Origin of the sequence: Massilia endophytica, assembly GCF_021165955.1 — a bacterium.
Taxonomy (GTDB): Bacteria; Pseudomonadota; Gammaproteobacteria; order Burkholderiales; family Burkholderiaceae_D; genus Rugamonas; species Rugamonas endophytica.
The window spans coordinates 3,710,886-3,729,466 of record NZ_CP088952.1 but is presented as its reverse complement, the minus strand read 5'-3'; the positions used below and the strand labels follow the sequence as shown (position 1 = coordinate 3,729,466).

Sequence of the window (18,581 nt, the reverse complement as noted above, 5' to 3'; positions counted from 1 at the left end):
TACTGCCATGTTGTCTCGAATCGTTACACTGCCGGCCCTGCGCCAGAGCCTGGGAATCCTGGCTCTGCTCGCCTGCGCGGGCCTGGCCCAGGCGGGAGAAGCGGGGCGCATCGTATTCGTGAGCGGCGACGTGCAGAACGCCAAGGGCCGCGTGGCCCTGAACGATGCGGTGCAGGAAGGCGACGAGCTGAAAACCGGCAAGGACGGCTACGTCTACCTGAAGACCATCGACAGCGGCCTGCTGATCCTGCGTCCATCCAGCCGCGCCCGCATTGCCGCCTATCATATAGATAGCGCCAACCCGTCCAACACCCGCGTGAAGCTGGAGCTGCTCTCCGGCGTGGCGCGCAGCGTGTCCGGCTCGGGCGTGAAGGCCGCGCGCCAGAACTTCCGCTTCAACACCCCCGTGGCCGCCATCGGCGTGCGCGGCACCGACTTCACGGTGTTTACCGACCAGGAAACCTCGAACGTGACGGTGCTCTCGGGCGCCATCGTGGTGAGCGGCTTCGGCGGCGCCTGCCAGCCGGGCGGCATGGGCCCCTGCGAAACGGGCAGCAGCCGCGAACTGACTGCGGCCAAGCCGGGCCAGATGATGCAGGTGCGCCGCGGCCAGGCCGAACCGCGCCTGCTCTCCAGCGGCAGCAGCAACAGCGCGCCCGACACCGTGGCGCCGCCGCGTGGTGACGAGCCGCCGAAAGAGGGCGGTTCGCCTGTGACGTCGACCGACCCGGTTCTGGATCCTCGCAAGGCGACTGCTGTCCTTCAGCAGGGCCTGACCGTTCGTCCTACCGTCCAGCCTCCGGCGCCGGAACTGCCACCAGTCGTTACTGGTCCCTCGGAGCCGCCTGTCGTCAGCCCGCCGCGGGTGGTCAGTGAGCTGGCTTGGGGGCGCTGGGCGCCGGTTGGGGCAAAAGCGGCAAACCTGGATGCGGCAAAGCTTAATAGCGAACAGGCGAAGCTGCTGGCCACCGGCCCTTATTATTCCGTGTACCGGACGAAGGGGGAATTCGAGATGCCGCAATCCGGAAGTGTAGGATTCCAGTTGGCCCAGAGCGAGGCGGTTGTCCAGAACAATGCGACACTCGCCCTGTCCCCCGCCACTCTGAACAATGGCCAATTAACCGTCGATTTTGGCGCGCGGACGTTTGCGACCGGCTTTGATCTGCAGGCGGGGAGCGAGAGCTACCGCTTCCAGTCCAACGGCAGGATGTCTGCAGATGGCGCATTTTCCTCCATCGACCGTTTTGTGCCGACTGATAATCTGTCCGTCAGCGGTGCAGTTGGCAGCAAGAATGACGCCGCCTATATATTTACCGGCCGGATTGGCCAGGACCGGACGGCACAAGGCGTGACCTACTGGACCAGAAAGTAAGCACCTCTCTCTATTTTTAAAGGCGCTGCTGTGGCAGCGCCTTTTTTGTTGGCGCACAGTTAACAGAGCTTGATCGGCGCAGTAAACCGATATAATTATCGTTTTGCCGTGCGAAGACGACGTGCGACTTAATTGATGGCGTAACTGGAGTATTGATTTCGCCATAAGTTCCACCCATAATGTGGCGCGGATCTTTTTTGCAAGTTTTTTTGTGAAAAAAAGCGACAAACGCCGTGTTATGTGACGATCGTCACATAAAAGGGGGTTGGTCTCTGCCATCATGGCGCCGTAGTACTGCAAGGCGTGTCCCGCAAGCAGCTTATTAATCTCTAGGAGAATGTTTTAATGGCTACCGCTAACGAAATCCAGCAACTTTACGTTGCTTATTTCAACCGTCCAGCTGACAAGCTTGGTCTGCAATTCTGGCTCGACAAAGCGAATGCAACCAGCATCGCCGCCGTTGCAGCAGGTTTCTCGCAATCCGACGAATACCACGCACAGTACCCTGACGAAGATCCAATCCAGCAAGTGCGCGCTATTTACAACAACCTGTTCGGCCGTGATCCTGAGCCGGAAGGTCTGCTGTACTGGGCTGGCAAGCTGACCGCAAAGACCGAAACCTTCGGCTCCATCGCGCTGACCATCGCCAATTCGGCACAGAACGCTGACAAAGTGGCAATCGACTCCAAGATCGCTGCTGCTGCCGCTTTCACCACCTCGCTGACCACCACCGCTGAAATCGCTGGCTACTCCGGCGACAAGGCCAATGCCGTGGCCCGCACCTGGCTGTCCAAAGTGGTCGACGCCACCACCCTGGCTTCCGCCATCGCTCCTGCTGCCCTGGACGCAGTTGCCGCTGACGCTGCTGCCGCACGCGACGGCGAAGTGAACGTTCCAACCTCGCACACCCTGACCACCGGCGTTGACGCTGGCGGCGCATTCACCGGCGGTGCCGGTGCTGACGCCTTCATCGGCAATGCTTCCACGCTGTCCGCTCTGGACCAGCTGGACGGTGGTGCTGGCACCGACAGCCTGACCGTGTTCGGCGTGGACAAAGACGGCGCCCCTGCTCCTGTCGACCTGTCGCTGCCAACCTCGATCAAGAACATCGAGACCCTGACCGTGACCGCCACCGCTTCCAAGCTGGTGAACGACGCTGCTGACGTGTCCGCCTGGACCGGCCTGACCTCCGCACGTTTCGACGTGAAGGGCGGCGCTGTGCAGACCATCACCGCAGCTGACACCACCGCTGTGACCGTGAACAACACCGACGGCGGCGTGACCGTGAACGGCGGCTCGAGCGCTACCGTTGCTTCCGGCGCTACTGCTGTTGCCAAGGGCGGCGCTGCTGCTGCTGGCCTGGCCGCTGCTGCAACCGCTGCTGCAACTGCTGCAACCGCTGCTGCAACCGCCAAGACCACCGCTGACAACCTGAAGACCGCAACCGACACCGCTGCCGCTGCTGCTGTGGCTGCTGAAGCCGGCGACGGCGGCAGCAACGACCTGGCCGCGATCGAGACCGCGTTCAACGGTACCGTTGGCGTGTCCGCTGCTGACAAGACCACCGTGTCGACCGCGAAGGCTGCTGTTGGCCAGACCGACGCAGGCCTGTTGGCTGTGATCAACGACATCAAGACCGCGAACGCCGCTGCTGCAACCGCTGCTGCAACCGCCAAGACCGCCGCCGACAACGCCAAGACCGCTGCCGACGCTGCTCTGACCAACAACCACGCTGGCGCGATCAAGATCACCGGCACCGGTGGCCTGACCACCGCTAAGACCGTGGGCGGCACCACCGTTGACATCACCGACGACGGCGAAGACAGCCTGACCTCCGTGAGCGCCGACGGCCACACCGGTCTGGCAACCCTGACCGGCGACAAGCTGACCTCCGTGACGCTGGCTAACACCTCCGCCGCAGCCAACATCGTGAACGCGACCGTGAAGCACACGCTGAACCTGACCGTGAACGCTGTGACCGGCGCCGCCGCCATCACCGACGCAGCTGCTACCACCGTGAACCTGACCGCCACCGGCGCCAAGTCCACCACCAAGTCGGACATCAACCTGACCACCAACGTCGCTGACACCCTGAACATCACCACCGGTGCTGCCCTGACCCTGACCACCACCGCTCTGGCTGCTGCTGACAAGCTGGAAACCGTGACCGTGGCTGGCGCTGGCAGCCTCTCCGCTGACTTCTCCGGCGTGGCAAGCCTGACCAGCCTGGACATGACCGCTGGTACCGGCAAGCACACCGTGAAGGTGGACGGCACCGTGGCTGAAGCTGTCATCAAGGGCGGCTCCGGCGTGGACGACCTGACCACCGTGGGCGCACTGGATGCCAAGAGCACCGTGGATCTGGGCGCAGGCAACGACGTGTACCGCTTCGACACCGCTGCTGCTGCTGGCGCACTGGTGGCTGGCGGCGACGGCACCGACGCCCTGGCAGTGAAGGACGGCTCGCTGATCAACTCGGCTGCCGCCAAAGTGTACAGCGGCTTCGAAGTTCTGGAAGTGGCTGGCGGCCAAGGTTCCTACGACATGTCCATCCTGGGCCTGACCGACGTGACCCTGACCGGCACCGCACTGGCTGCTGCTGCGACCATCGCTAACGCTGCTGCTGGCACCACCCTGGGTATCACCGCCACCGCGAAGACCAACCTGACCACCGGCCAGAACCTGACCTACGCGCTGAAGGATGCTACCGGTTCCGCTGACGCGATGACCGTGACCCTGACCGCTATCGACGGCAACGACAATGGCGTGGCCAACGGTATCGTGACCGTGACCAAACTGATCGCTGCTAGCATCGAGACCGTGAATGTGGTTTCCGCTGCTTCGACCGTCGATGCTGACGACGAAGACACCACGGAAGACGACGAGTCCCTGACCGCAGCTGACTACACCAACACGATCTCCACGCTGACCGCCGACAAGGCCAAGACCGTGGTGTTCACTGGTGAAGCCAGCGTGAAAGTGAGCGCTCTGCAGTCCGACGCCCTGACCAAGATCGACGCGACCGGCGCCAGCGGCGACGTGACCGTGACCGCTGTTCAGGATGCCAGCGGCGGCGCGGCCAAGAACGCTGTTTCCTACCTGGGTGGTTCGGGTGTTGACACCTACACCGCTTCGGGCAAGGGCGACATCATCGCCGGTAACGCCGGTGCTGACGTGATCACCCTGGCTGGTGGTAAGGACACCGTGGCGCTGACCGTGGCGACCGACTCCGTGCTGACCCTGACCGACAAGACCGGCGACGGCAAGGCTGACGCTATGTCCGGCTTCGACTCGATCAGCAGCTTCGCCTCGGGCGCTAACGACGTGCTGGACCTGTCCGGCCTGCATCTGGCAACCGGCTCGACCCGCGGCGCGATCACCCTGCATACTGCAACGGCTGATACCGCTGTAGCGCTGGAAACTGCAATCGGCACCGGCACCGGCTTCTTCAACGACGGCGTCGCTAACCGCGGCCTGTCGCTGGTGACCGCTGGCGCGAACAGCTACCTGTTCATCGACGCTAACGGCGACGGCAACTACACTGCTGGCGCCGACGCTGTGATCAAGCTGGTTGGTATCACCTCCATCGTTCTGGGCGACGTCGCCTTCGGTTAATTCCGGAAGCGGGGGAGCTGCGCAAGCGGCTCCCTGTTGCGAAGACGCAAAAACCCCGGCTCCTTTCGAGGAGACGGGGTTTTTTTACGTCTGCGGAGCTGGGCGGGGCCGGGAAAAACTGCTAAGGTTGCGGTTTTGCTTATTGTAAGGAGTTCCAATGTCTGACTGGTCCGCCGGCTATGTTGCCGACATCGGCTATACCTTTGGGTACTATAGTGAGCTGAATCCGATGCGGATCCAGCTTGCGTTCCTGAATGCTGGACTGGTCTTTCCCGAGGTAGGCACGGCCTGCGAACTCGGTTATGGGCAGGGCATCAGTATCAATATGCACGCGGCCGCCTCCGTCACCGAATGGCACGGTACCGACTTCAACCCCGCTCAGGCAGGCTTTGCGCAGGAGCTGGCCGGTGTAGCGCGCTCCAACGTTAAGCTCTACGACGAATCCTTCGCTGAGTTCTGCACCCGCGATGACCTGCCCCAGTTCGATAGCATCGGCCTGCACGGCATCTGGAGCTGGATTTCCGATGAAAACCGCCACATCATCGTGGACTTCGTTCGCCGCAAGCTGAAGGTGGGCGGCGTGCTCTACATCAGCTACAACACTCAGCCCGGCTGGGCATCCATGGTGCCGATGCGTGCTCTGCTGACCGAGCACAGCGAAGTCATGGGGGCACAGGGCGTTGGCATCGTGCCGCGTATCGATGCAGCACTGGAGTTTGCCGAGAAGTTAATGGCGACTAATCCGATGTATGCTCGCGCCAATCCGTTGATCAATGACCGCCTGAAGGCGATGAAAGGCCAGAATCGTAGTTACCTGGCCCACGAGTACTTCAATCGCGACTGGCACCCGATGCCATTCGCGAAAATGGCCGAGTGGCTCGCGCCTGCCAAGCTTGACTTCGCTTGCTCGACGCACTACTTCGACCACATCGAATCGATCAATATGAGCCCGGAACAGATGGCTCTGCTCAAAGAAGTGCCTGACCGCATGTTCCGCGAAACCGTGCGCGATTTCATGGTTAATCAGCAGTTCCGCCGGGACTACTGGGTCCGCGGCCTGCGCAAGTTGCCTGATTTCGCGCGTGCTGAACAATTGCGCGAGCAGCGTGTGATCATGACCACGCCGCGTCAGGACGTGCCGCTGACCATCAAGGCAGGCATTGCGGACGCTAACCTGCAGGAGTCCGTCTACGGTCCGATTCTGGACGCGCTGGCAGACAATAAGATCAAGACGTTTGGCCAGGTCGAGAAGGCTGTTGCCGAGCGTGGGATCAAGTTCCCGCAGGTTGTCCAGGCGCTGTTCGTAATGATTGGTGCACACCACGTCTTCCTGGCGCAGCCGGATGCAGTAATCGCAAAGGCTCGGCCGGTTACCGACCGCCTGAACGCCTACCTCTGGGATATGGCACGCAGTACGGGCGACATCAATGTCGTCGCCTCGCCAGTCACCGGTGGCGGTTTCACGCTGGGCCGATTTGGGCAGCTCTTCCTTCTGGCACGAAAACTCGGCCACAAGACGCCGGGCGACTGGGCGAAATATGCGTCCTCGGTCCTGACTGCCCAAGGTCAGCGGATGCTGAGGGATGGCAAAACGGTGGATGATGTGGAAGAGGAAGTGCGTGAGCTGACCGTCCAGGCTACCGCCTTCAATGATAAGATCATCCCGATCCTGAAGTCGATGGGAATTACTTCGTAGCAAGTTTTTCTGAATTCGTCGCACCAAACTGTAAAAAATGTGACGAACATCACATTTCGCGCAGGAATTGAGCGATAATGGCGCGTCGCCGCACTGTGCGGGCGCGCCATTATTTTTTGCACTGTTATGCATTCAATGAAAAAAACCTACTCTCCAAAGAACGAGATCGAAAAAGTTCTGCTGTCGTTCAAGCGGACCTTCTTCACCGTCGGCAGCTTCAGCGCGGTCAGCAACCTGCTGATGCTCGTGCCCTCCCTGTATATGCTGCAGGTCTATGACCGGGTACTCCCCAGCCGCAACGAGCTGACGCTCCTGATGCTGACCCTGATGATGCTGGGCGCTTATCTGTTCATGAGCGCCTTGGAACTGGTGCGCAGCTACGTGCTGATCCGTGTCGGTGCGCGCTTTGACATGGACCTGAATAAGCGGGTATACACCGCCGCATTCGAACAGAACCTGCGCCGCCGCGGCGGCAACGCCGGCCAGGCCCTTCAGGACCTCACCTCCATTCGTCAGTTCCTCACCGGGAACGCGCTGTTTGCCTTTTTCGATGCGCCCTGGTTCCCCGTCTACTTGATTGTCATCTTCCTGTTCGAGCCGTCGCTGGGCGTCTTCGCGCTGTGTGGCACGGCCGTGCTGGTGGCGCTGGCATATATCAACGAACGTGTCACCCACAAGCCGCTGGGCGATGCGAATACGATGGCAATTGCTTCGTCCACGCTGGCCAGCAACAATCTGCGCAATGCGGAAGTGATCGAGTCGATGGGCATGCTGCCCAATCTGATGGGCCGCTGGTTCAAGGTGCACGGCCAGTTCCTGCGCCTGCAGGCCGATGCCAGCGAAAAAGCGGGCTTGGTGAATGCTGCAACCAAATTCGTGCAGGTTTCGCTGCAATCGCTGGTGCTCGGTTTCGGTGCGCTGCTGGCGGTGGAAGGCAAGATCACGCCGGGCATGATGATCGCTGCTTCCATTCTCGTCGGCCGCGCGCTGCAACCGGTGCAGCAGCTGATCGGCGTCTGGAAATCCTTCGCCAGCACCCGCAGCGCCTATGAGCGGCTGACGGCCCTGCTCGCCGACAATCCTGAGCGTACGGCTGGCATGGAACTGCCACGACCAGTGGGCGCCCTCGCAGTGGAGGGCGTCACCGCGGCTCCACCGGGTCTGCAAGCTCCAGTGCTGCGCGGCGTGAGCTTCGCTCTGTCGCCCGGCGAGGCGCTGGCAATTGTGGGTCCAAGTGGCTGCGGCAAATCGACGCTGGCCCGCCTGCTGGTCGGCATCTGGCCTTCTGTGGCTGGCAAGGTACGCCTGGATGGCGCCGACATCTTCCAGTGGAACAAGGCCGAACTGGGCCCGTATATCGGCTATCTGCCGCAGGAGATAGAGCTGTTCAGCGGGACCGTCAGCGAGAATATCGCCCGGTTCGGCGAGGTGGATGCGGAGAAGGTTGTGCTGGCGGCCAAGCGCGCCGGGGTGCACGACATGATCCTGCATTTGCCGAAAGGCTACGACACAGTGCTGGGTGACGGCGGCGCCGGTCTCTCCGGTGGCCAGAAGCAGCGTCTGGGCCTGGCGCGCGCCATGTATGGCGATCCTTCGCTGATCGTCCTCGACGAGCCCAACTCGAACCTCGACGAGGCTGGCGAGGCTGCGCTGCTCCAGGCTGTCAACGACCTGCGTCAGCGCGGCAAGACCATTGTGCTGATCACCCACCGCACCAGCGCGATTGCCGCCACGAACAAGCTTCTGGTACTGCGCGACGGCGTGGTGCAGATGTTCGGTCCCACCCGCGATGTGCTTCAGGCGCTGGGCGAGGCCAATCAGAAGCAACTGCAGCAACAGCAGGCCGCAGCTCAGGCCCAGCAGCAGGCGCGTGCCGCCGCTGCCGCGGACAAGCCTGCCGCCACCACCGAAACGGAGCAACCATGAGTTTTCTGCCCACCAAGAAGAACGACGCGCCGGTCGAGGTCATCTCGCACGACGTGACGCCGATTACGGTCAATACCGATGCCCGCGCCTACGCGCGGGTCGGCTGGATCGTTGTACTGGTCGGAGTGCTTGGCTTTATCATCTGGGCCAGCTTCGCACCGCTCGACAAGGGCGTGCCCATGCCCGGTTTTGTCGCCAAGGAAGGCAACCGCAAACAGGTGCAGCACCTTGGGGGCGGCACCATTGAGGACATCCTTGTTCACGATGGCGATGTGGTGAAGAAAGGCCAGGTACTGGTGCGGATGAACAGCGTGGTCGCCAAGTCACAGGCGGAGACCACCCGTGCGCAGTACATCACTGCGCGCCTGCAGGAAGCGAGGCTGCTGGCGGAGCGCGACGGCCTGAAATCCATCAGTTTCCCGGCCGCGCTGGAATCTTACAAGGATGACCCGCGCGTCATCACCGGTTTCGCTTTGCAGCAGCAGTTGTTCTCTTCGCGCCGTCTGTCGCTGGAGAGCGAGCAGGCTGCAGTGGCAGAGAATATCGAAGGCCTCAAGCTTCAAGTGAAAGGGCTGGAGGAGTCGCGTGAGAGTAAAAAGGCCCAGCAGAGCATCCTCAAGGAGCAGCTGGAGAACATGCGCGACCTCGCGAAAGAAGGGTATATTGCGCGCAGCCGCTTGCTTGACGTCGAGCGCACTTACGCGCAAGTGAATGGCGCCATTTCCGAAGATATCGGCAATATCGGCCGCTCGAAGCGTCAGATCATCGAGCTGGGCCTGCGCCGTGCCCAGCGCCTGCAGGACTTTCAGAAGGAAGTGCGCACGCAGCTGTCGGATACGCAGCGCGAGGCGGAAGCGCTGGCTAGCAAGATTGCCGCCCAGGACTACGAACTGGCCAACTCCGAAGTCCGGTCTCCTGCGGACGGCGTGGTGGTTGGCTCGACGGTATTCACTCGTGGCGGTGTGGTGGGTGCGGGAGCGCGCATGATGGATATCGTGCCGGCCAATGACCCCCTGGTGGTGGAAGGCCAACTGCCAGTCAACCTGATCGACCGCGTTCACGTCGGCTTGCCGGTGGAGCTGATCTTCTCCGCCTTTAACACCAATCGCACACCGCATATTCCGGGTATCGTGACGCAGGTCTCTGCAGACCGCACGGTGGACGAACGCACTGGCAATGCCTTCTACAAGGTGCGCGCCAAGGTATCGGACGAAGGCCGGAAGGTCATCACTGCTAAGAAGCTGGAGATTCAGCCGGGTATGCCGGTGGAGATGCAAGTGAAGACCGGCGAGCGTACGCTGATGAGCTATCTGCTGAAGCCGGTGTTCGACCGCGCGCGTTCCGCTCTGTCCGAGGAGTAAGCATGAAGGCCCAAGGAGCAATTCTAAAAAGCCGGGCCGCGCGTGCTGTGTGCGGCGCCATGGCCGTGCTGGCCCTAAGCCATGCGGGCAGTGCATCCGCGATTGGCCTGATGCAGGCGTATCAAACCGCTCTGAAGAACGATCCGACCTACCGGGTCGCTCAGGCGGAGTACGAGGCGGGCCTGGAGTACAAGAACATTGGCCGCGCCGGACTTCTGCCCAACCTCTCGGCGAACTACGCGGCCAGCAAGGTGCGTGCGGACGTGGAGGGTAGGGATATCCTTAATCGGGAAACGCTCACCCACCCGAAGTATGTCAGCCGCGTGGGCAATGTCCAGCTCAGGCAAACGCTGATCAATTTCGATGCACTGGCGCGCTACAAGCAAGGCAAGGCGCAGACCGAAGTGGCAAGCCATCAGTTCGACGCCCAAGGACAGGAACTGGCGCTGCGTGTCACCTCGGCCTATATCGACGCACTGTTCAGTAATGAGCAGCTGAAGCTGGCCACGGCGCAGCGTGAAACCTTGCGCGAGCAGCGCAAGGTGAACGATCGCCTGTTCCAGAAAGGTGAAGGCACGAAGACTGACATGCTGGAGACCCAGGCCAAGCTCGATATCGCCGAGGCGGAAGTGCTGGAGGCGCAGGACGCCCTGCGCACCAATCTGGCGACCCTGTCGGGTATCGTCGGCGAGGAGGTGACCTCGCTCGATGAACTCGTGCCTGAGTTCCGCATGCAGCCTGTGAAGTACGGCTCATTCGAAGAATGGCTCAAGTCTGCGCTGGACAACAATCCCGAGCTCGAAGCCCAGCGCAGCGCAATCGAAGTGGCGCACCAGGAAGTGAACAAGAGCCGCGCGGGGCATACCCCCAAGCTCGATTTTGTTGCGACTTACAGCAAGAATGATTCCGAAACGCTGAATACGTACACCCAGGACTCCACGCAGCGCTCGGTGGGTATCCAGCTAACGGTGCCGCTGTATTCGGGTGGTTACGTGAACGCCGTGACACGCCAGGCAGTGGCAGGGCAGGAGCGGGCACGCGCCGAACTGCAAGCTCGGATCGACAAGATCACCGTCGAACTGCGCAAGCAGTATGGTACGGTGATGAGCAGCGTGCAGCGGCTGCAGGCGCTGGACAAGGCGGTGGAGTCCAGCAAACTGCTGGTAAAAGCTACTCAGCAGAGCATTCTGGGCGGTGTGCGCATCAATCTCGACCTGCTGAATGCGCAGCAGCAGTTGTATACGAACCAGCGCGACCTGGCGCGGGCGCGCTACAACTATTTGGTTAGCGGCCTTCGGCTGCGTGCCGCTGCCGGTATGCTGACCTTCGACGACGTCCGCGAAGTCGCCAGCTACTTCCGCTGACCCCTCCTCAGGCTGCGGACGGCTCCGTCCGCAGCCGCTTCCCGCTCAATACCCGCGACAGATAGCGGCCGGCCTGGTTGGTCGGCTCTTCCACCGCCACGTGCACCGCATACGCGGCCGCAATGGCGCAGGGCAGGGCGACCAGCACGGCGGCGCCGAAGGGCAGGCCGTTCGCCATCAGCACTTTCAAAAGGCAGTACCCCATCAGGCTGTGGACGCAGTACAGCGGATAGCTGACGGCCGCAAAGAAATCGAGCACGCGCGAGGCGCGGAAGCGCTCGCGCAGGAAGTAGCAGGCGCCGAACACGAGGTAGGCGCAGTAGTACCACACCGTCACCCAGGGGAACTGGCCCTGCTGCGGGCCGATGGACCAGGTGAAGCTGAAGGCGCCCACCACCAGCAGCGAGCGCACGACGAGGGCGCGCGTGGAGATCAGGCCCGTCACATGCTGGTAGAACTGGATGCCCGTCACCATGAAGACAATGTAATTGAGCTCCATGGTGACCGTCGTCAGGATGGGCGCGAGGCCGGGCGTGGTGGCGAATTTCCAGGTGCCGTAGGCGGCCAGCGCGACGAGGCCCAGCAGCCATGGGGTGCGGCGGTAGAAGAGGGTGCTGAACAGGGCGGCCAGCAGGTAGAACTTGATCTCGATGGCGAGCGTCCAGTTGACGGCATCCATGGACGGCACACCCAGCACGTTATGCACCAGCAGCGCATTCGCGGCCAGCACGCCCAGGTCGTAGCTGAAGGCCTGTCCCCAGTAGCGCGCGCTGCACCAGATGGCGAAGGTGCCGATGGCGAGGCAGGCTGCATAGGTGGGGAAGATGCGCAGGGCGCGGTGCACGAGGAAGCCCGGCACGCTGGCCTTGCGCAGGCTGAAGGGGATAACGAAGCCGCTGATCAGGAAGAAGATGGCGACGCCGAAAGGGCCCTGGTAGGGCAGCTCGAACATGCGCACCCAGGCGCCGGGCTTGAAGTGCAGCTCGGGCGAGAAGGTGCGCGCCGCGAGCAGGGACTGTTCGGCAAAGTAGGTGCCGAAATAGTGCGTCATCACCACCAGCATGGCGGCGATGCCGCGCAGCTGGTTGGCGAAGATGAATTTGTCCATCAAGCCGGCTGCTTCACGCAGGCCGGGCAGGATACGCCGTACACATAGTCCGGCGAGAGCTGCTGGCGCGGAGTGACCACGGCGCGGCAGGCGAAGCACTGCACGGTTTCCGTAGGCTCCAGCTTCGGATTGAGCGCGGTGCGGTAGTCGAACACGAAGCAGTCGCCCGTGTAGTGGTCGCCGCCTACTTCCTCGAAGTACTTCAGGATGCCGCCTTCGAGCTGGTACACGTTCTCATAGCCGATGTTCTGCATGTGGATAGCCGCCTTTTCGCAGCGGATGCCGCCTGTGCAGAAGGTGACCACGGTCTTGCCGCTGAAATCGGCCTTGTGTTCTTCGATCACTGCGGGGAACTCGGTGAACTTCTTGATGCGGTAGTCCACCGTGTTCTCGAAAGTGCCCACGTCCACTTCGAAATCGTTGCGGGTGTCCACCATCACCACCGGTTTGCCATCGTCGTCGTGGCCCTGGTCCAGCCAGCGCTTGAGGGTCTTCGCTTCCACGAACGGCGCGCGGCCTTCTTCCGGCTTGATGAGGGGCATGCGCATGGTGATGATCTCGCTTTTCAGTTTGACCAGCATGCGCTTGTGCGACTGTTCGGACGACAGGCTCTCCTTCACTTCAATATCCGCGAAGCGCGGGTCCTGGCGCAGCCAGGCCAGGTATTCGTCGATATTGGCACGGGTACCGGAGAGGAACATGTTGATGCCCTCGGGCGTCAGGAGGATGGTGCCTTTCAGATCCAGGCGCGCGCAAATCTCCTGGTAGCGGGGGCGCTGCGTTGCCGTATCGTCAAACGTAATAAATTTATAAGCGGCGATGTTAACGAAGGGTGTAGCGTTGGACATGATATTTCAGTACAGTGGAATGCTGACATTATAAAGCAGGACCCGTCCGCCGAAGACGGCGCCCGCCCCAACGCCAGCCTATGAAATCACTGAATATCGCCTACAACCCACGGATCGACCAGCTGCGCTGGCTGGCGGCGCTGATCGTTTTCCTCTTCCACTTTTATATCGAATACCGCGCGGCGGGCGGCGCCGCCATTGGCAGTCCCTGGTGGGGCATTGTGACCGAGGGGCACACGGGCGTGGGGCTCTTCTTCACGCTATCGGGCTTCCTGTTCATGCGCATCGCCCAGGGCAAGGGGGAAATCCAGTACCGCGACTTCCTGCGCAACCGCATGCTGCGCATCTTCCCGCTGTTCTTCGTGATCTTCCTGCTGGCCACCTCCATCCAGCGCGACCGCTTCCAGCCGCAGGACCTGTTCTACATCTTCGCCACCAACCTGGGCGACTCGCCCACCTCGCGCAGCGTGGTCACCGGGGCGGCGTGGTGCATTTCGCTGGAGTTCATGTTCTACCTGGTGTTCCCCTTCATTGCCCGCTTCGCGCTGGAGCAGGGGCCGCGCTATCTGCTCAAGCTCATCGCGCTCATGCTGTTCTTCAAGGCGGCGGCCTATGCGGAGAGCGAGCGCAGTACGCTCATGTACTTCAGCACCTTCGTCGGCCGCTTCGACCAGTTCCTGGTGGGGATGCTGGCGGCCGAGCTGTTTGTGCGCTGCCACGGCTGGCTGCGGCGCCACGCGCTCTGGCTGGCCCCCGCGGCGCTGGCTCTGGCGCTGGGGAACAGCGCCCTTCAGGCCTCCATCGCGCCTTTCAATGCTTCGCCCAAGTCGGCCTTCTGGATCTTCTGGTCGCTGCAGGAGAGCGCCGTGTGGGCGGTGCTGATCCTGGGCTGGGTCTCCTTCGAGCGCCGCCTGCCGCACTGGCTGGAGAAGGCCCTCTGCCACGGCGGGAAAGTCAGTTTTTCCTTCTACCTGCTGCATGCGGCCGTCATCCACAGCCTTGGCCGCAACGTGGGCCTGCCGCAACTGCTCGAGCAGCCCCTGGCCAATGCGCTGGCCTTGGGCGCCATCGTCTACGGCGCCACCTGGGCCCTGGCGACGCTCAGCTACAACACTATCGAGGAGCCCTTCCTGCGCATGCGCCGCCGCTACGGCCGCGAGGGTACACCTAACTAAAAAAGGAACAGGTGAACACGTTGTTTGCCCTGGCTTGTGGCGTATCATGAAATGGCGTAGACGATATGACATGCTGATGGGATGCCTGCACTTATTTCCAGGACCATTACCTTCAGCAAGCGGCGGCTGCAGTGGCGAATTCCTGAGTGGTTGGAAGTTGAGCGAGATGCAGCGTTTGCATCTGCTGCGGTCCGGAAAACTCGGAGGTGGACGATGACGAGCATCCTTGAATCATATTGGCAACTAATGCTGCAATATCTCGATGGGAAGATGTCGACGGAGGGTTTTCAAGATGCGTTCATTGGCCGTTTCAAAAAAGAGAAGCGGGCCATGAACGAAACCGAGTACGCTCTGCTCGATGAGCTGTTCGGCGACGCTGATGCCTGGTCTGGCGATCCCGTGCTGAGAGCAGAGATGCCCGATTTTTATCTGGATGAGGCTGCACTGCGGAAGCAGGTTGCAAGCGCAGCGGAGCGCATCGGGAAACTTCTGCCGTAGGGCTCGGCGCGGTAAAATAGCTGAATTCGATTCAGCGGGCGACATCAGATGAACATGGCAGTAGCAGAACAGGAAGAGGGCGCGGCGGCAGCCGTGCCAGCGGGACCCGATTTCGTCCACCTGCGGGTGCACTCCGAGTACTCCATCGTCGATGGCCTGGTGCGTATCGACGACCTGGTGAAAGCGGCCGCCAAGGACAGGCAGGCGGCCCTCGCCGTCACCGACCTGGCCAACCTGTTCGGCATGGTCAAGTTCTACAAGGCCGCGCGCGGCAAGGGCGTGAAGCCCATCGTGGGCTGCGATGTCTGGATCCAGAACGACGAAAACCGCGAAAAACCCTTCCGCATCATGCTGTTCGCGAAGAACCGAATGGGCTACCTGCAGCTGTGCGAACTGCTGTCGCTCGCGTGGCTCACGAACCAGTACAAGGGGCGGGCCGAGATCCGCACCGAGTGGCTGGCGGAGCTGGCGTCGAAAACCTACGAGCTGCTGCCCGGCGAAAGCGGCGCCAATGGCCTGATCGCGCTCTCCGGCGCACAGTTCGGTGACATCGGCCAGGCCATCGACAACGGCAACCTGGAGCTCGCCGAGGCGAATGCGGCGAAGTGGGCCTCCATCTTCCCCGGCCACTTCTACATCGAGATCCAGCGCGCGGGCCAGGCCAACCAGGAGGCGCAGGTGCGCCATTCCGTGGCGCTGGCGGCCAAGCTGCGCCTGCCCGTGGTGGCGACGCATCCGGTGCAGTTCATGTCGCAGGAAGAGTTCATCGCCCACGAGGCCCGCATCTGTATCGCCGAAGGCGAGATGATCGCCAATGCCAAGCGCGTGAAGCGCTTCAATGAGCAGATGCGCTTCCTCTCGCAGGCCGAAATGCGCGAGCTCTTCGCCGACCTGCCTGCCGCGCTGCAGAACTCCGTGGAAATCGCCAAGCGCTGCAACCTCACGCTCACGCTGGGCAAGCCGCAGCTGCCAAACTTCCCCACGCCGGGCATGACCATCGACGAGTTCCTGGTCGCCGAAACGAAGAAGGGCCTGGAAGAGCGCCTGGTGCACCTGTTCCCGAATCCGGAGGAGCGCGAGAAGCAGCGCCCGCGCTACGAGGAACGCCTGGCCTTCGAGAACGAGACCATCATCAAGATGAAGTTCCCGGGCTACTTCCTGATCGTGGCGGAATTTATCCAGTGGGGCAAGAACAATGGCGTGCCGATCGGTCCGGGCCGTGGCTCGGGTGCGGGCTCGCTGGTGGCCTACTGCCTGAAGATTACCGACCTCGATCCGCTGAAATACAACCTGCTGTTCGAGCGTTTCCTGAACCCGGAGCGTGTGTCGATGCCCGACTTCGACATTGACTTCTGCCAGGAGAAGCGCGAACTGGTGATCCAGCACGTGAAGGACCTGTACGGCCGCGACGCCGTGTCCCAGATCGCCACCTTCGGCACAATGGCGGCGAAAGGCGCCATCCGCGACGTGGGCCGCGTGCTGGACTTCGGCTACAACTTCTGCGACGGCATCTCGAAGCTCATTCCCTTCAAGCCCGGCAAGCCGGTCTCCATCGCCGAGGCGATCGAGGAGGAGCCGCTGCTCAAGGAACGCCTGGAAAACGAGGAGGAGGTGAAGCAGCTGCTGGACCTCGCCCAGCAGGTGGAAGGCATTACCCGTAACATCGGCATGCACGCTGGCGGCGTGCTGATCGCGCCGGGCAAGCTCACCGACTTCTGCCCGCTGTACACCCAGTCCGGCGACTCGGGCGTGGTGTCGCAGTACGACAAGGACGACGTGGAAGCCGTGGGCCTGGTGAAGTTCGACTTCCTGGGCCTGACCACGCTCACCATCCTGGACCGCGCCGTCAACTACATCCGCGAGCTGGACCCGGCCGACAAGGACTTCGACCTGGCCACGGTGCCGCTCACCGACCGCCCCACCTACGAGCTGCTGACCAAGGCCAAAACGGTGGCCGTGTTCCAGCTTGAATCGCGCGGCATGCAGGGCATGCTGAAAGATGCGCGTCCCGACCGCTTCGAGGACATCATCGCGCTGGTGGCGCTCTACCGTCCGGGCCCGATGGACCTGATTCCCGACTTCTGCAAGCGCAAGCACGGCGAGAAGTTCGACTATCCCGATCCCCGCACCGAAGGCATCCTGTCCGAAACCTACGGCATCATGGTGTATCAGGAGCAGGTGATGCAGATGGCGCAGATCATCGGCGGCTACTCGCTCGGCGGCGCGGACATGCTGCGCCGCGCGATGGGCAAGAAGAAGGCCGAGGAGATGGCCGAGCACCGCGAAATCTTCCGCAAGGGCGCGGGCGAGCGCGGGCTCACCACCGAGAAGGCCGACGAGATCTTCGACCTGATGGAAAAGTTCGCGGGCTACGGCTTCAACAAGTCGCACGCCGCCGCCTACGCGCTGCTGTCCTATCACACTGCCTACCTGAAGCACCACCACACCGCAGCGTTCATGGCAGCCAACATGTCGCTGACCATGGACGACACCGAGAAGGTGAAGATCCTGGTGGAGGATGCGATCGAGGTCTGCGGCCTGAAGATCCTGCCGCCGGACGTCAATCTCTCCGCTTACCGCTTCCGTCCCGACGGCCCTGCGCCTTCGGTCACGGGCAAGAAGGTCACGGCCATCCGCTACGGCCTGGGCGGCGTGAAGGGCGCCGGCCAGAACGCCATCGAAGCGATCATCGCCGCGCGCGAGGCGGGCGGTCCTTTCACCAGCCTGTTCGACTTCTGCAAGCGGGTGGACAAGAAGCAGATCAACCGCCGCACCATCGAAGCGCTGATCCGCAGCGGCGCCTTCGACAGCTTCGGCGTGGACCGCGCCGTGCTCTTCGCATCCGTGGGCTTCGCCATGGAATGCGCCGAGCAGGAAGCGCGCGCCGCGAACCAGGTCAGCCTGTTCGGCGGCGACGACAGCGACCTGGTGGCCCCGCCGGAATACGTGCAGGCCATGCCCTGGACCGACCGCCAGAAGCTGGCCGAGGAAAAGATCGCGCTGGGCTACTACCTGTCCGGCCACATGTTCGACGCCTACCAGGCGGAAGCCCGGCGCTTCGCGCGCACCAAGCTCTCCGAGCTGGAGCCCTCGCGCGACCAGCGCATGATGTGCGGCGTCATCACCGGCATCCGCACCCAGATGACCCAGCGCGGCAAGATCCTCATCGTCACGCTGGACGACAAGAGCGCGGTGGTGGAGGTCACGGTCTACAACGAAGTCTTCGAGGCGAACAAGAAGTGCTTCAAGGAAGACGAGTTCCTGTGCGTGACGGGCAAGGTGTCGGAAGACCGCTTCACGGGCGGCCTGCGTATCTCGGCCGAGAAGGTGCACGACATCACCAGCGCGCGCCTGCAGTACGGCCGCCAGCTGGGATGGCTGCAGCCGCAGGCCATTGCGCCCGCCAAGCTGCAGGAAGTGCTGGCGCCGCACCGCGACGACTACGGCCTGCCGATCCAGATGCGCATCAAGCCGCAGGGTATCGAATGCGTGCTGCAGCTGGGGGACGACTGGCGCGTGGCGCCTTCGGATGAACTGCGCACGGCCCTGGAGCAGGTGCTGGGCGCGAAGGACATCGCCGTCGAATATTGAGGTTGTGGCGCGAAGGCGCCACACCTC

Annotated in this window: 11 protein-coding genes; 9 read left to right on the top strand and 2 right to left on the bottom strand. The window is 62.3% G+C overall.

Annotated elements, in window-relative coordinates; translation table 11 throughout:
* Positions 1 to 7 precede the first annotated feature (7 nt).
* The 6 genes from LSQ66_RS17020 (at position 8) to LSQ66_RS16995 (ending at position 11,334) form a co-directional block, all read left to right on the top strand.
* Positions 8 to 1,372, top strand: a complete 1,365-nt coding sequence (locus LSQ66_RS17020; RefSeq protein ID WP_231766375.1) for a FecR family protein — start codon at positions 8 to 10, stop codon at positions 1,370 to 1,372.
* A 345-nt stretch (positions 1,373 to 1,717) separates the two neighbouring features.
* A complete protein-coding gene (locus LSQ66_RS17015) occupies positions 1,718 to 4,987 on the top strand; it encodes a DUF4214 domain-containing protein (RefSeq protein ID WP_231766374.1) in 3,270 nt (1,089 codons plus the stop codon).
* 157 nt (positions 4,988 to 5,144) lie between these two features.
* A complete protein-coding gene (locus LSQ66_RS17010) occupies positions 5,145 to 6,683 on the top strand; it encodes a class I SAM-dependent methyltransferase (protein WP_231766373.1) in 1,539 nt (512 codons plus the stop codon).
* Positions 6,684 to 6,818: 135 nt separating this feature from the next.
* Positions 6,819 to 8,609, top strand: coding sequence for a type I secretion system permease/ATPase (locus tag LSQ66_RS17005; protein WP_231766372.1), 1,791 nt, complete (start codon positions 6,819 to 6,821; stop codon positions 8,607 to 8,609).
* Positions 8,606 to 9,970: an HlyD family type I secretion periplasmic adaptor subunit gene (locus LSQ66_RS17000; protein ID WP_231766371.1), complete on the top strand. Its 1,365-nt coding sequence runs from the start codon at positions 8,606 to 8,608 to the stop codon at positions 9,968 to 9,970. Before LSQ66_RS17005 ends, LSQ66_RS17000 begins: the two co-directional genes overlap by 4 nt.
* Before the next feature lie 2 nt (positions 9,971 to 9,972).
* On the top strand, positions 9,973 to 11,334 hold the full coding sequence (locus LSQ66_RS16995) for a TolC family outer membrane protein (RefSeq protein ID WP_231766370.1): 1,362 nt from the start codon (positions 9,973 to 9,975) through the stop codon (positions 11,332 to 11,334).
* 7 nt (positions 11,335 to 11,341) lie between these two features.
* Here the strand turns inward: LSQ66_RS16995 and LSQ66_RS16990 are convergent, their stop codons facing one another.
* Positions 11,342 to 12,442 (bottom strand): acyltransferase family protein, encoded by a 1,101-nt coding sequence (locus LSQ66_RS16990; RefSeq protein ID WP_231766369.1) that lies wholly within the window; start codon positions 12,440 to 12,442, stop codon positions 11,342 to 11,344.
* Positions 12,442 to 13,290: a sulfurtransferase gene (locus tag LSQ66_RS16985; protein WP_231766368.1), complete on the bottom strand. Its 849-nt coding sequence runs from the start codon at positions 13,288 to 13,290 to the stop codon at positions 12,442 to 12,444. The genes LSQ66_RS16990 and LSQ66_RS16985 overlap by 1 nt, the downstream gene beginning before the upstream one ends.
* A gap of 80 nt (positions 13,291 to 13,370) precedes the next feature.
* Here LSQ66_RS16985 and LSQ66_RS16980 point away from each other — a divergent pair, with 80 nt between their 5' ends.
* From LSQ66_RS16980 to dnaE, 3 genes are all read left to right on the top strand, one after another.
* Positions 13,371 to 14,465 carry an acyltransferase family protein gene (locus LSQ66_RS16980; RefSeq protein ID WP_231766367.1) on the top strand — a complete coding sequence of 365 codons (1,095 nt, stop codon included), beginning with the start codon at positions 13,371 to 13,373 and terminating at the stop codon, positions 14,463 to 14,465.
* Positions 14,466 to 14,678: 213 nt separating this feature from the next.
* Positions 14,679 to 14,963 (top strand): colicin immunity domain-containing protein, encoded by a 285-nt coding sequence (locus tag LSQ66_RS16975; protein WP_231766366.1) that lies wholly within the window; start codon positions 14,679 to 14,681, stop codon positions 14,961 to 14,963.
* A 48-nt stretch (positions 14,964 to 15,011) separates the two neighbouring features.
* The gene (gene dnaE / locus LSQ66_RS16970) at positions 15,012 to 18,554 is read left to right on the top strand and encodes a DNA polymerase III subunit alpha (RefSeq protein WP_407659534.1); all 3,543 of its coding nucleotides are present in this window, start codon (positions 15,012 to 15,014) and stop codon (positions 18,552 to 18,554) included.
* Positions 18,555 to 18,581: the final 27 nt, after the last annotated feature.